This is a genomic window from Cellulosimicrobium cellulans (assembly GCF_016921195.1).
GTDB classification, from domain to species: domain Bacteria; phylum Actinomycetota; class Actinomycetes; order Actinomycetales; family Cellulomonadaceae; genus Cellulosimicrobium; species Cellulosimicrobium cellulans_F.
In genome coordinates this window covers 20,538-34,377 of the sequence record NZ_JAFGYF010000007.1, presented here as the reverse complement: position 1 = coordinate 34,377, position 13,840 = coordinate 20,538, and the positions used below count along the sequence as shown (strand labels likewise).

The 13,840-nt window shown below is 74.7% G+C and carries 11 protein-coding genes; 1 reads left to right on the top strand and 10 read right to left on the bottom strand.

What is annotated here, in order from left to right; genetic code table 11:
• Nucleotides 1–104: 104 nt before the first annotated feature.
• The 9 genes from JN535_RS14650 to JN535_RS14610 form a co-directional block, all read right to left on the bottom strand.
• On the bottom strand, nucleotides 105–794 hold the full coding sequence (locus JN535_RS14650; protein ID WP_307868757.1) for a TetR/AcrR family transcriptional regulator: 690 nt from the start codon (nucleotides 792–794) through the stop codon (nucleotides 105–107).
• A gap of 73 nt (nucleotides 795–867) precedes the next feature.
• Complete coding sequence (dhaM, locus tag JN535_RS14645; protein ID WP_307868756.1) at nucleotides 868–1,605, bottom strand: dihydroxyacetone kinase phosphoryl donor subunit DhaM; 738 nt, start codon at nucleotides 1,603–1,605, stop codon at nucleotides 868–870.
• The gene (gene dhaL / locus JN535_RS14640; RefSeq protein ID WP_205206288.1) at nucleotides 1,602–2,246 is read right to left on the bottom strand and encodes a dihydroxyacetone kinase subunit DhaL; all 645 of its coding nucleotides are present in this window, start codon (nucleotides 2,244–2,246) and stop codon (nucleotides 1,602–1,604) included. The genes dhaM and dhaL overlap by 4 nt, the downstream gene beginning before the upstream one ends.
• 69 nt (nucleotides 2,247–2,315) lie before the next feature.
• Nucleotides 2,316–3,311, bottom strand: coding sequence for a dihydroxyacetone kinase subunit DhaK (gene dhaK, locus JN535_RS14635; protein WP_205206287.1), 996 nt, complete (start codon nucleotides 3,309–3,311; stop codon nucleotides 2,316–2,318).
• 172 nt (nucleotides 3,312–3,483) lie between these two features.
• Nucleotides 3,484–4,899 carry a bifunctional folylpolyglutamate synthase/dihydrofolate synthase gene (locus tag JN535_RS14630; RefSeq protein WP_205206285.1) on the bottom strand — a complete coding sequence of 472 codons (1,416 nt, stop codon included), beginning with the start codon at nucleotides 4,897–4,899 and terminating at the stop codon, nucleotides 3,484–3,486.
• On the bottom strand, nucleotides 4,896–8,369 hold the full coding sequence (gene ileS, locus JN535_RS14625; protein ID WP_205206284.1) for an isoleucine--tRNA ligase: 3,474 nt from the start codon (nucleotides 8,367–8,369) through the stop codon (nucleotides 4,896–4,898). Before ileS ends, JN535_RS14630 begins: the two co-directional genes overlap by 4 nt.
• 577 nt (nucleotides 8,370–8,946) lie before the next feature.
• Nucleotides 8,947–9,183, bottom strand: coding sequence for a hypothetical protein (locus JN535_RS14620; RefSeq protein ID WP_205206283.1), 237 nt, complete (start codon nucleotides 9,181–9,183; stop codon nucleotides 8,947–8,949).
• 319 nt (nucleotides 9,184–9,502) lie between these two features.
• Nucleotides 9,503–11,086 carry a molybdopterin-dependent oxidoreductase gene (locus JN535_RS14615; protein WP_205206282.1) on the bottom strand — a complete coding sequence of 528 codons (1,584 nt, stop codon included), beginning with the start codon at nucleotides 11,084–11,086 and terminating at the stop codon, nucleotides 9,503–9,505.
• A complete protein-coding gene (locus JN535_RS14610; RefSeq protein WP_205206281.1) occupies nucleotides 11,083–11,829 on the bottom strand; it encodes a winged helix-turn-helix transcriptional regulator in 747 nt (248 codons plus the stop codon). The genes JN535_RS14615 and JN535_RS14610 overlap by 4 nt, the downstream gene beginning before the upstream one ends.
• 143 nt (nucleotides 11,830–11,972) lie before the next feature.
• Between JN535_RS14610 and JN535_RS14605 the strand changes: the two genes are divergently transcribed.
• Nucleotides 11,973–12,785, top strand: coding sequence for a class I SAM-dependent methyltransferase (locus tag JN535_RS14605; RefSeq protein ID WP_205206280.1), 813 nt, complete (start codon nucleotides 11,973–11,975; stop codon nucleotides 12,783–12,785).
• Nucleotides 12,786–12,797: 12 nt separating this feature from the next.
• Here JN535_RS14605 and JN535_RS14600 read toward each other — a convergent pair whose 3' ends face one another.
• A complete protein-coding gene (locus JN535_RS14600) occupies nucleotides 12,798–13,634 on the bottom strand; it encodes an SDR family oxidoreductase (RefSeq protein WP_307868754.1) in 837 nt (278 codons plus the stop codon).
• Between the last annotated feature and the right edge of the window lie 206 nt (nucleotides 13,635–13,840).

Genomic DNA, 13,840 nt, shown 5'->3' with positions numbered 1-13,840 from the left:
ATCCGGTTCGGTCGGGACGGGCGGGAGCGCGCCGACGGGCGCGGCCCGTCGTCGGGTGGGGAGCTGGTGAGGCGATGGTGCGGTGGCCCCGGGGGGGCGTGCGGCTAGCGAGCCGCGGGATCGGGGGCGCGCGAGTCCTGGAGCAGCGCGCGGAGCTGTCCGACGACGGTCGGCAGGTGGTCCACCGGCTCGCCCTCGCGGTCGCGCTGCTGCCACTCGAGAGTGCTCGCGCGCAGCAGGCTCATGACCACCAGGGCGAGGAGCTCGGGGTCGGGGACGAACGGGCGCACCGCACGGCGCGCGGCGAACATCTCGACGAGCTCGGCGCGGTGGCCGTCGACCCACGCGACGTGGCGCGCCACGAGGTGCGGCTCGCGCTGGACGAGCTCGAGCGTGCGCGCCATGCGCTCGGGCGTGACGACCTGGTGCCCCAGCACGTCGGCGACGACCACCTCGAGGTCGTCGAGCAGCGCCCCCGTGGGACCGCCCTCGACGAAGGTGACGACGACCTCCGGTCGGACGGAGAAGTCCTCGAGGCCGAGCACGGCGTCGTCCTTGGAGGGGAAGTAGTTGAAGAACGTGCGCGGCGAGACGCCGACCTCGGCGCAGATGTCCTCGACCGTCACCGCGTCGAGGCCGCGCTCCAGGACGAGCGCCTGCGCCGCCTCGACGAGCGCCTCACGCCGCGCGCGCTTCTTGCGCTCGCGGAGCCCACCGGGCGTCGGCGCGAGACATGCGGCGGCCCGCTCGACCACCGAGGGTCGAGCGGGCACGTCGGGGAGAGTCGTGGGCACGAGGACCATTCTTGCACCCTGTGCAATATTGCACCAGCTGCAATATTGCGTGACGGCGGTCACACGGCCTGGCTCAGACCTCGCCGAACCCGCCCTCCACCGCGTCCACGACGGCCGCCACCGCGTCGGCGGCCTGGGGCCCCTCCCCCGTCACGGTGAGCTCCTGGCCGCCGGTCGCGCCGAGCTTCATGAGCTCGAGCACGCTCGCCCCGTTGACGCCGTCGATCACCACGCTCGCGTCGAAGCCCGCGACGAGACGGGCCAGCACCGCCGCCGGTCGCGCGTGGAGCCCGAGCGGGTTCCGCAGCGTGACGACGGCGCGCGCCGCGCCCTCCGCGGCGGGCACGGCGTCGGCGACCGAGCCTCCGCTCTGCGGAGCGCCGGCAGCGACCGCGAACGTGCCGCCCGCGTGCTCGGCGGACGCGAGCACCTCCGCGACGTCCCCGCCGCCGTGGGCGGTCACCGCCGCCGCGACGGCGCCCTCGACGAACGGGGCGTCGGCGAGCCGGACCCTCCCGTCGTACCCGTCCTCCATGTCGAGCACGGACTCGACCGTCATGACGGCCGAGCCGAGGTCGGCGAGCACGACCACACCGTCCGCGACGCCGAGCGCCTCCTCGAGCGCGGCCGACACCCGGTCGTAGCTCGTGCCGAGCCCGCCGTCGTCCGTCCCGCCCGCGGCGAGCAGGAGCACGCCGGGCGCCATCTGCGCGGAGAGCTCGACCGCACCCTGCGCGAGCCGCTGCGAGTGCGAGACGAGGACGAGCGCCACGCGCGCCCGCGCCCCGACCGGCGCGGCGGCGCCGCTCACGCGGTCGCCGCGTCGTGCGCGGCCTCGAGAAGGATGGCCGTGGAGGTCGCACCCGGGTCCTGGTGCCCGGCGCTGCGCTCCCCGAGGTAGCTCGCGCGGCCCTTGGTCGCGACGAGCGGGATCGTCGCCTCGGCGCCCGCACGGGCCGCCCGCGCCGCCGCGGCGAGCACGTCGGCGGTCGACGCCCCGGCGTCGGCCGCCGCCTCGGCGGCGTCGACCGCCGGCTGCCAGGCGTCCACCATCGTCTTCTCCCCGACCTGGGCCTTCCCGCGCGCGGTGATGCCCTCCAGCGCGCCCTCGAGAAGTGCGACGACCCCGTGCGCGTCGAGCTCGGCGAGGCCCGTCACCTTCGCGGCACGGAGGTAGGCGGTGCCGTAGAGCGGCCCCGAGGCACCGCCGACGGACGACATGAGCGTCGTGGCCACGAGCTTGAGCACGTCGCCGATCTGGCCCGGCGGCTGCTCTCCGGCAGCCGCCCCGTCGAGCTTGACGACCACCGCGCGGAACCCTCTGTCGAGGTTCTCGCCGTGGTCGCCGTCACCGATCTGGCGGTCCAGCTCGGTCAGCTCGTCCCGCGCCGCCGCGATGCGCTCCGCGCTCAGCCGGGTCCACCGGGCCGCCCAGGCCACGTCCAGCGTCATGCCCCACCTCTCCTCGCCGTCGAGCCGGCGGTCCGCCGGCTCTCGGAGACTGCACGAAAGGGCACCGCCTCACCAGCGCAGCGCAGCCGTGTGGACGGGAGCGTCCCACAGGGCGGTGAGCTCGTCGTCCAGGCGCAGCACGGTGACGGACGCACCCTGCATCTCCAGCGACGTGACGTAGTTGCCGACGAGCGAGCGCGTCACCCGTACGCCGCGCCCCTCGAGCAGCCTCCTCGCCTGACGATAGACGACGTACAGCTCGGACAGCGGCGTACCGCCCATTCCGTTAACGAACAGCAACACGTCCTCGCCGTCGGCGAGGCCCAGGTCGTCCGCCACCGGGTCGACGAGCCGCCGCGTGATCTCGTCGGCCGACGCGAGCGGGATGCGGTGGCGTCCGGGCTCGCCGTGGATGCCGATCCCGATCTCGACCTCGTCGTCGCCCAGGTCGAAGCTCGGCTTGCCGACGTGCGGGACCGTGCATGCCGTGAGCGCGACGCCCATCGAGCGCACGTTCGCGACGACGCGGCCCGCGATCTCCGTCACCGCGCCCAGGTCGTCGCCCCGCTCGGCGGCGGCACCGGCGATCTTCTCGACCGCGACCGTGCCCGCGACGCCGCGTCGGCCGGCGGTGTACAGCGAGTCCTCGACCGCGACGTCGTCGTTGACGAGGATGCTCGTGACCTGCGTGCCCTCCGCCTCGACGAGCTCGACCGCCGTCTCGAAGTTCAGCACGTCGCCCGTGTAGTTCTTCACGATGGCGAGGACGCCCGCGCCCGAGTCGGCGCCGAGCATCGCGGGGACGATCTGGTCCGGTGTCGGCGAGGTGAAGACGGCGCCGGGCACGGCGGCGTCGAGCATGCCCAGCCCGACGAAGCCCGCGTGCAGCGGCTCGTGTCCCGAGCCGCCACCCGAGACCAGGCCGACCTTCCCGGGGACCGCTCCCCCGGCGCGCGACACGTAGGGCGGCGCGACGTGCACCTCCACGAGGTCCGCGTGCGCCTGGCCGAAGCCCTCGAGGGACTCCGTCACGGCGTCCTGGGGATCGTTGAGCAGCTTCTTCACCGGTCATCCCTCCATCGGTCCGTGCGCCCGGGGACCCGGACGCCGACGCCCCCGCCCGGCGTGCCCGTCGCCGTCGTCGCCTCCATCAAACACCCGGGCGCACCGGGCCGCGCGAGATCCCCGGACGGACGGCGCTCCGCCGGAGCGGAGCGCCGCGCGCCGGCCCGGGAGGTCAGCCCCGCCCGAGCAGGATCCGCGCGTCGGCGACCGTGACCACGGAGCCCGTGACGAGCACGCCCGAGCTCGTCCCGACACCCACCGTGTCGTCCCGCTCCGCGAGGTCGACCGCGACCTGGAGCGCCTCGTCGAGCCGCTCGGTGCTGTGCACACGGTCCTCGCCGAACACGTCCGCGGCGAGCTCGGCGAGGTCCGTCGGGTCGGCCGAGCGCTCCGAGCTGTTGCGCGTCACGACGACCTCGGACAGCACCGGCTCGAGCGCCGCGAGGAGCGGCTCGGCGTCCTTGTCCGCCATGATCGCGACGACCCCGACGAGGTGGCGCAGGTCGAACGCCTCGCCGAGCGCGGCCGCGAGCGCCTCCGCCCCCGCGGCGTTGTGCGCCGCGTCGACGAGGACGGTCGGGCTGGACCGCACGACCTCGAGCCGGCCCGGCGACGTGACGTCCGCGAACGCCGCCTCGACGAGCGGTCCGTCGAGCGCGCGGCCGCCGAGGAACGCCTCCACCGCCCCGAGCGCGAGGAGCGCGTTGTGCGCCTGGTGCTCGCCGTGCAGCGGGAGGAACACCTCGGTGTAGAGCGCGGCGGGCGTGCGCAGGTCGAGGAGCTGGCCGCCGACCGCGACCTGGCGCGCGGCGACGTCGAGATCCACGCCCTCACGCAGCAGGCGCGCGCCGACGCGCTCCGCGCGGGCGCGCAGCACCTCCTCGACCTCCGGGCGCTGCGCCGCGGAGACGACGGTCGCGCCCTCCTTGACGATGCCCGACTTGACGGTCGCGATCTCCTCGAGCGTGCTGCCGAGCCAGCGCTCGTGGTCGAGCGCGACGGGCGTCACGACGGCGACCTCGGCGTCGACCACGTTGGTCGAGTCCCACTCGCCGCCCATGCCGACCTCGACGATCGCGACGTCGACGGGCGTGTCCGCGAACGCGGCGAACGCCACGCCCGTGAGCACCTCGAAGAAGCTGAGCTGCGACTGCCCGGCCTCGGCGAGCTCGGCGTCGACCACCTGCACGTACGGGTAGACGTCCTCCCACACCTCGACGAACCGGCGCGCCGAGAGGGGTTCGCCGTCCACGACGATCCGCTCGGTGACGCTCGTCAGGTGCGGGCTCGTGAACAGGCCGGTGCGCAGGCCGTGCTCGCGCACCAGGCGCTCCGCGACGCGCGCGGTGCTCGTCTTGCCGTTGGTCCCGGTGAGGTGGATGGTCCGGAACGCGTGCTGCGGGTCCCCCAGCAGCTCGAACAGGCGACGCACCCGGTCGATCGTCGGGTCGAAGTCGTGCTCGGGAGCACGGGACACGATGTGCTGGTAGACGCGCTCGAGGTCCGCCTGCGCGGCAGCGTCCTCCGCCGCCGCGCGGGCGTCCTTCGCGCTCTGCCGGCGCCCGCCGCCGGCACGGGCGGCGCTCACAGGATCACCGCCGTGTCGGGCACGGTGCCCTCGAGCTTCTCGACGCGCACGGCGCGCTCGCCGGTCGGAGAGGTCTCCACGGCGATCTCGACCGCGAGCGTCTCGCGCGCGACGAGCTCGCGGTGCTCCTCGACCGCGACGAGCCACTCGCCCGGCACGTCGAGCGTCAGGCGGATGCGGTCGGCCACGTCGAGCCCGGCCGCCTTGCGCGCGTCCTGCACGTCGCGGATGACGTCGCGCGCGTAGCCCTCGGCGAGCAGCGCGTCGTCGAGCGCGAGGTCGAGGACGGCGAAGCCGCCGCTCGCGAGCACCGCGGCGGCGACGCTCGGCGCCTCGGTGTCGGCCTCGGGACCGCCGGCCCGGGCGGCGGCGACCACCGTCGTCAGCTCGTACTCCGCCGGAAGGAGCGCGACGTCGCCGTCGTCCGTCGTCACGACGACGTCTCCGGCGTCGTCCACGCGCCATGCCCCGGCCTTGGAGGCCTTGATGACGGCCTGGACGCCGCGGCCCAGGCGCGGGCCCGCGGCGCGCGCGTTGACGGCGAGCCGCTGGGTGATGCCGAACCGCTCGGCGGCGTCGGAGTCCGTAGACTCGAGCTCGACCACCTTGACGTTGAGCTCGCGCGCGAGCAGGTCGGTGTACGGGGCGAGCGCCGCCGGGTCGTCCACGACGACCGTGAGGCGCGCGAGCGGCTGGCGCACGCGGAGCTGGTTCGCCTTGCGCAGGCCGAGCGCGGCCGAGGCGACCGCGCGCACCTCGTCCATCGCGGCGACGAGCGCGTCGTCGCGCACGAGGGACGGGTCCGGGACGTGCCGCACGGCCGTGGCGGACGAGCCGTCCTCGCCGACGAACGGCTCCCCGGCGTCCTCGGTGGCCGCGGGCCAGTCCGTGAGGTGCACGGAGCGCCCGCCCGTCAGGCCGCGCCAGACCTCCTCCGCGAGCAGCGGCGCGAGCGGCGCCATGACGCGCGTGAGCGTCTCGAGCGCCGTGTACAGCGTGTCGAACGCGTCGGCGTCCTCCGCCCAAAACCGGTCGCGCTGCGTGCGCACGTACCAGTTCGTCAGGACGTCGAGGTGCTCGCGCACGCTCTCGCACGCGCCCGCGATGTCGTACGCGTCGAGCTGCTCGGTCACGCGCACGACGAGGTCGTGCGTGCGCGCGAGCAGGTAGCGGTCGAGCGCGGGGAGCCCGGCCACGCGCTCGGGCGACACCCGCTGCGCGACGTAGCCGCCGTCGGGCACCGCGGCCCCGGTCCGGGCCTGCGCCTTGGAGGAGTTCGCGTACAGCGTGAAGAAGTAGTACGTGCTCCACAGCGGCAGCAGCACCTGGCGCACCGCGTCGCGGATCCCGTCCTCGGTGACGACGAGGTTGCCGCCGCGCAGGATGGGCGAGCTCATGAGGAACCAGCGCATCGCGTCGGAGCCGTCGCGGTCGAAGACCTCGTTGACGTCGGGGTAGTTGCGCAGCGACTTGCTCATCTTGCGGCCGTCGGAGCCGAGCACGATGCCGTGGGAGACCGCCGAGCGGAAGGCGGGCCGGTCGAACAGCGCCGTCGCGAGCACGTGGAGGGTGTAGAACCAGCCGCGCGTCTGCCCGATGTACTCGACGATGAAGTCGCCGGGGTTGTGGTGCTCGAACCAGTCCGTGTTCTCGAACGGGTAGTGCACCTGCGCGTAGGGCATGGACCCCGAGTCGAACCAGACGTCCATGACGTCCTCGACGCGGCGCATGGTCGAGCGCCCGGTCGGGTCGTCGGGGTTCGGCCGCGTCAGGCGGTCGACGAAGGGGCGGTGCAGGTCGGGCTCGCCCTTCTCGTTGCGCGGGAGCGTGCCGAAGTCGCGCTCGAGCTCGGCGAACGAGCCGTAGACGTCGACGCGCGGGTACTGGGGGTCGTCGGAGCGCCACACCGGCACGGGGCTGCCCCAGAAGCGGTTGCGCGTGATCGACCAGTCGCGCGCGTTCTCGAGCCACTTGCCGAACTGGCCGTGCTGGATGTGGTCGGGCGTCCAGGAGATCTGCTCGTTGAGCTCGACCATCCGGTCCTTGAACTTCGACACCGCGACGAACCACGACGACACGCCCATGTAGATGAGCGGCTGCCGGCAGCGCCAGCAGTGCGGGTAGGAGTGCGCGTACGACTCGCGGCGCAGCAGCACCGTGCCGGCGCTCGTCGCACCGAGCGCGAGGTCCGGCACCTCCTCGCCCCGGGCCGCGGCGGCGTCGTGGCGCGTGCGGCCCTTGAGGTGGTCGATGATGAGGGCGTTCGCGTCGAAGACCTGGAGGCTCTCGTAGTCGACGACGGGGAAGACGAACTTCCCGTCGGACGCGACCGGCAGCACGGGCTCGACGCCCTCGCGGTCCGAGACGACCTTGTCCTCCTCGCCGAACGCGCCGGCGTTGTGCACGAGCCCGGTGCCGTCCGTGGTCGTGACGAAGTCGGCCTCGACGACGCGGTGCGCACCGGCGTGCCCGGCGAAGTAGGAGAACGGCGGCGTGTAGGAGCGCCCGACGAGGTCGGCGCCCGTGAGCCGCTCGACGACCTGCGTCGTCACGTCCTCGACGCCCTCGTCGGCGAGCTCGCGCGCGTACGCCCCAAGACGCTCGGCCGCGATGACGTAGCGCTCCTTGACGCCCGTGAACGACGACTCCACGACGACGTACTCGACGTCCGGCCCGACCATGACGAACAGGTTGGACGGCAGGGTCCACGGCGTGGTCGTCCAGATGAGCGCGAGCTCGCCCGTCTCGAGCCGGAAGCCGACGGTGACGGCCGGGTCCTGGCGGACCTGGTACACGTCCTCGTCCATGCGCAGCTCGTGGTTGGACAGCGGCGTCTGGTCGTTCCAGCAGTAGGGCAGCACACGGAAGCCCTCGTAGACCAGGCCCTTGTCGTAGAGCTGCTTGAACGCCCACAGGACCGACTCCATGAAGGTCGGGTCGAGCGTCTTGTAGTCGTGCTCGAAGTCGACCCAGCGCGCCTGGCGGGTCACGTAGTCGCGCCACTCGCTCGTGTACTTGAGCACCGACGCGCGGCACGCGTCGTTGAACCGTTCGATCCCCAGCTCGAGGATCTCCTCCTTGGTCTTGATCCCGAGCTGGTCCATCGCCTCGAGCTCCGCCGGCAGGCCGTGGGTGTCCCAGCCGAAGCGGCGCTCGACGTGCTTGCCGCGCATCGTCTGGTAGCGCGGCACGACGTCCTTCGCGTAACCGGTGAGCAGGTGCCCGTAGTGGGGCAGGCCGTTGGCGAAGGGCGGGCCGTCGTAGAAGACGAACTCGTTGCTGCCGTTGTCGCCCGCGGGGTTGCGCTCGACCGAGGCGCGGAAGGTGTCGTCCGCGTCCCAGTAGGCGAGCACGTCGCGCTCGATGGCGGGCAGGTCGGGAGAGGCGGGGACGCCGAACGCGGCTCCGGGGTGCGGGGCGCCCGAGGGGGTGGCGGCGGACGAGGGTGCGCGGTGCAGCGGGTAGGCCATGGTCTCGAGGACTCCGGTGGGTAGCGGCCGGCGGGTTCGTCCGCCGTGGTGGTACGGGTCGGTCGTGCTCTCCTGCGAGGACGACTCCCCCACCAGGGGCGGGCTCGCCGCGGTACCACCTCGCTTGCCGGCGTCGTCCCCCGGTGCCCGACGCCGTCGGGCCCGGCGGGCGGTCACCGACCGCTCGTCGCAGGCTGTGACGGGCCCACCCGTCCGGTTCTAGTGAGGACCTGGCCGCCGGGCCGTCAGGCCTGCCCGACGGCGCGGGTCCCGTTCTTCCGGAGGCTCGCCGGTGATGGCCGGGTCGACGCCTGTGGGTCCATGGTAACCAGTCCGTCGCAGGGCGCGCCCGGGTCAGGACCGGTCCCACCCCTCCACCCGGGCCCCCGCCCTCGAACATCCGGCACGCCGTCTGCGACACGTGCCGCTGCTGGTCGCGCGTCACGGGTGCGAGCAGGTCCTCGCACCAGACCTCCAGGTGCTCGTCGAGATCGGTCGGGAGTCCGTCGGGTGTCGGCAGGCTCCGTTCGTCGGGAGCCCCGAGCGTCCCACGGGCCACCGACACCGTCTGGGGTCGTCAGCGCCGCGTCTTCGCGCGGCGACGCGCGGTGTAGGCGTCGATGTCGCGCGCCACGAGCCACTCGAGCGTGAGGGGCGGCGGTGACGCCACGGCAGGCTGCGCCGGGTGGGCGGCACCGGGCCCGACCACGGCGGTGGCCGTCGCCGCGGGCGGGCGGGCGGCCGCGGACGACGGCGTGGCGAGCGGTGGCGTCGTCGTCGGACGGTAGCGGGGAATGCTCGGGGGAACGTACATGGTGGTCTCGCGTCCTGTGCTCGGCGGGCGTCCGGAGGTGCAGACCCGGGCGTCGCGCGGGACTCATCGATGAGTCCGTGGCACGAGACCGGCGACCGTCACGCCCCTTCGCCAGGAGGGAGGGGCGGGAGGCTGCTCGCGGACACCAGGTCGAGGCTGCGCAGGGCGCCGCGAGCCCTCAACAACAGGTGGCGGAGGCGACCGGCGGGCGCGCGGGGACGAGCGTGCTGCTCGTGGGCCGCGCGGAGGTCACGCGGCCATGGTGCCAGCCCGCCTCCGCACGGGCAACCTCCGGTCCACGGTCCGGACGCCGGTCCCGTCAGCCGACGCGGACGGTGACCTCGTGCCACCCCGACGCGCCGTCGGGCGCGGGCGGGGCGACGTCGGCGGTCTGCGTGCGGCCGTCGGCGTCGGTCGCGCGGACCGTCAGGCGGTGCTCTCCCGGCGTCGCGTCCCACGCGTACGACCACTGCCGCCACGTGTCGGGACCCACGGTGTCGGCGAGCGTCGCCGAGCGCCACGGTCCGTCGTCGACCTGGACCTCCACGCCCGAGATGCCCGTGTGCTGCGCCCAGGCGACGCCCGCGACCGCCACAGCGCCCGTGGCCACGGCAGTCCCCGCGCGCGGCGTGTCGACGCGCGACGCGATCTTGATCGGGCCGCGCTCCGACCAGCCGCGCGTGGACCAGTACGCGACGTCGTCGGCGAACGTCGTGACCTTGAGCTCGGTGACCCACTTGGTCGCCGACACGTACCCGTACAGGCCCGGGACGACGAGCCGCGCGGGGAACCCGTGCTCCGCGGGCAGGGGCTCACCGTTCATGCCGACCGCGAGCAGGCAGGCCCGCTCCGGATCGCTGAGCACGTCGAGCGGGGTGCTCGCCGTCCAGCCGTCGGCGCTCGTGGAGAGCACCATGTCCGCCGCGTCGCGGACGCCCGCGCGCGCCAGCAGGTCGCGCACCGGGTACCCGAGCCACCGCGCGTTGCCTACGAGGTCGCCGCCGACCTCGTTCGACACGCACGTGAGCGTCACGTGGTGCTCGGTGAGCGGGAGCGCGAGGAGCTCGTCGAGCGTGAGCTCGAACGGCTCGTCGACGAGACCGGTCACGCGCAGCGTCCACGAGGCAGGGTCGACCTGGGGCACGCGCAGCGCGGTGTCGATCCGGTAGAAGTCGCCGTTCGGCGTCACGTACGGCGCGAGTCCGGGGACCCGCAGGTCCGCCCCGGCGGGGACTGCCGGCGCCGGCGTCGCCGGGGGTGGCAGCCGCAGCGCCTCGCGCGCGGCCGTGACGGCGCGCGACCCGGCGGACACCGCGCGGGACGTCGCGAGCGCGACGACGCCCGCCGCGGCGGCCAGGCCGGTGACGAGGAGGAAGCGTCGCCGGTCCATCGACGCACGTCCGGAGCCGGTGCCCGCCCCGCCGCCGTCGCGGCCCGCACCGACGAAGGAGGCCTGGGCGGGCCCGCGCAGCGGAGCGAGCGACGCGCGCAGCAGCAGGATCGCGGCGCCCACCCCGACGAGCGAGGGCAGCGCCCACGCGACGCTCGCTCCCGGCCGGGTCGCGGCCACGACCGCGGCCACCGCTCCCACGCCGCCCAGGAGCGCCGCGCCCCACGGCGGACGGCGCAGCTCGAGCCAGCCGGCGAGCGCCGCGCCCGCCGCGAGCACGACCACCATGCCGCCGAGCAGCACCGCCTTGTCGGCCGTCCCGAACGCCGCGACCGCCCAGTCCTTGACCGGCCCGGGGACGGCGTCGACCACCCCGGCCCCGGCGGCGAACAGCGGGCTGGACCCCGGCCCGACGAGCGCCGCGACGAGCTCGGCGGCCGCGAACCCGACGGCCGCGCACACGATGCCCGCGAGCGCCGCGAGCGCCGGGGCACGACGGGTGGAGTCGCTCATGCCCCCCAGCCTGGCACGCGCTGCCGCGCGGCGGCGTCCTCCGGGCGCGGCACGCGCGCGAGGTCCGACTGACCGATCCACACGGGCAGCTCGCGCCGAGCCTCGGAGGGCCCGACGAGCACGACGTCGCCGGCGCGGAGCGCACCGTCCCACGAGGTGTCGCCCCGCCACACGCGGGTCAGGGCGCGCAGCCCGGACCGGACCACGACCACCGGCTCGAGGCCCGGGTCGACGTCGCACAGGTCGGCGTCTCCCGCCCGCACGACGAGCCACCACCGCGAGACCCGGCGCTCGACGTCGTCCAGCCGGAACTCGACCGCCGTGGGCTCGCGCGGCCAGACGTCCGTGGGGACGGTGCGCCGGACGTCCCAGAAGAGCAGGTGGGGGTCCAGGTCGTCGTCACCCAGGTCGGCGATCCAGCGGGCGCCCCACGCGCCGAGCGACTCGACCACGGGACGGAGCTCCTCGCCCGCGGCCGTCAGGCGGTAGGTCGGCCGCCCGTCGACCTCGTCGCGCCGCACGACGCCGGCGCGCTCGAGCGTGCGCAGCCGCTTCGCGAGCAGCGCGGGTGACATCCGGGGGTTGCCGCGCCGCAGCTCGTTGAAGTGCGTGCTGCCCGCGAGCAGCTCGCGGACGACGAGCAGGGTCCAGCGCTCGTCGAGCACGTCCATGGCCTTCGCCACCGGGCAGAACTGGCCGTATCCCGCCATCGCCGCCTCCTCGATCGCTCCTCCAGCAGACACCCGCGGGACCGTCCGGCGCCAGGGGGCCGCGCGTCCCGGGCACTACAGATCCGGTACTGGATGGCTCCTGGAGGGAGGCCGATCCTGAGGGGACGTGACCCACCGCAGGTCCGCGATCGCGGACCGGACAGCAGGAGAAGCACATGACGGACACCGTGGTCCTCTCGGACCTCAAGGCCAAGCACCGCGCGGTATGGGCGTCCGGGGACTACCCGGCGGTCGCCGAGCTGGTGCGCGAGCTCGGCGAGACCCTCGTCGACGTGGCGGGCGTGCGCGCGGGGCAGCGCGTGCTGGACGTCGCCGCGGGCACCGGCAACGCGGCGATCGCAGCCGCACTCGCGGGCGCCGACGTCGTCGCCTCGGACCTCACCCCGGAGCTGCTCGACGTCGGCCGGCGCGCGGCCCAGGAGCGCGGAGCCCGGCTCGCGTGGGAGCAGGCCGACGCGGAGGCGCTGCCGTACGCCGACGCGTCGTTCGACGTCGTGCTGTCGTGCATCGGCGCGATGTTCGCGCCGCAGCACCAGGCCACGGCCGACGAGCTGGTCCGCGTGCTCCGCCCGGGCGGCACGCTCGCCCTCGCGAGCTGGACGCCCGGAGGGTTCATCGGGCAGATGTTCGCGACGATGAAGCCGTTCGCGCCGGCACCGCCGCCCGGCGCGCAGCCGCCGCCCCTGTGGGGCGACGAGGAGCACGTCCGGGCGCTGCTGGGCGACCGCGTGCACGACGTGCGCACCCGGACGCGACGGCTGCCGGTGACGCTCTTCCCGGACGGCGAGGCCTTCCGGGCGTACTTCGCGGACCGCTACGGGCCGACGATCGCGGTGCGCCGCAGCCTCCGCGACGACCCCGAGCGGCTGGCGCAGCTCGACCAGGCGCTCCGCGAGCTCGCCGACCGCGCGCTCGAGGAGGGCGTGATGGGGTGGGAGTACCTGCTCCTCACCGCGACACGCTCCTGAGGCGTCCTGGCGTCAGGCGTCCCGGTGCTCCTCGGCGGGCGCCGGGACGCCCTTCGGGACGAGCGGCGCGCGCCACAGCGAGTACGTCGACGCCTGGGCGACGGGGCGCAGGACGAGCGAGTCGATGTTGACGTGGTGCGGGCGCGTGACGGCGAACGTCACGACGTCCGCGACGTCGTCGGCGGTCAGCGGGTCCACGACCCCCTCGTACACGGCATCGGCGCCGGCCTGGTCGCCGTGGTACCGGTTGAGCGAGAACTCCGGCGTGCGCACGAGGCCGGGCGCGATCTCGATGACGCGGATCGGCTCCCCGACCAGCTCCAGGCGGAGCGTCTTCGCGACGCCGAGCAGCGCGTGCTTCGACGCGACGTAGCCGGAGCCGCCGACGTACGTGTCGTGGCCCGCGGTGGACGTCATGAGCACGACGTCGCCGCGGCGCGAGGCGCGCAGGAGCGGCAGGAACGCCTTCGTCACGCGCACCGTGCCGAGCACGTTCGTCTCGTACATCGCGCGCCACTCGTCGATCTTCGCCTCGTCCACGTGGTCGACCCCGAGGCCGAAGCCGGCGATGTTGAGCAGCGCGTGCACCGGGCCGCGCGCGCCCGCCTCCGCGACGAGGCGCGCGACGTCGTCGTCGGACGTCACGTCGCCCGCCACGGGGTGGGCGCCCGTGCGCTCCGCGACCTCGGCGAGCCGGTCCGCACGCCGCGCGAACGCCACGACGTCCCAGCCGCGGGCGCGCAGGAACCGCACGCACGCCTCGCCGATGCCCGACGACGCGCCGGTCACCACCGCGCGCAGCGGTGCGGTCGAGGGGGTCTGGGCAGGCAGGTTCGATGGCTCGGTCACGACGGACACTCTGCCACGGCGGACCGCGAGAAGGACTAGGCTGGCGGAGGACCGCGGGCCCCGCACTGGCCCGTCCGGGCGGCACCGGATCTGTGCCGCGGGTCCGCGCGACGCGAGATGACGCGTCGGTCCCGGCCGGCGCTCGCCGGTCGGCATCGAGAACGCACCGCCGCAGCGGCGTGCCCGCCGAGGGCCGCCGCACCGCG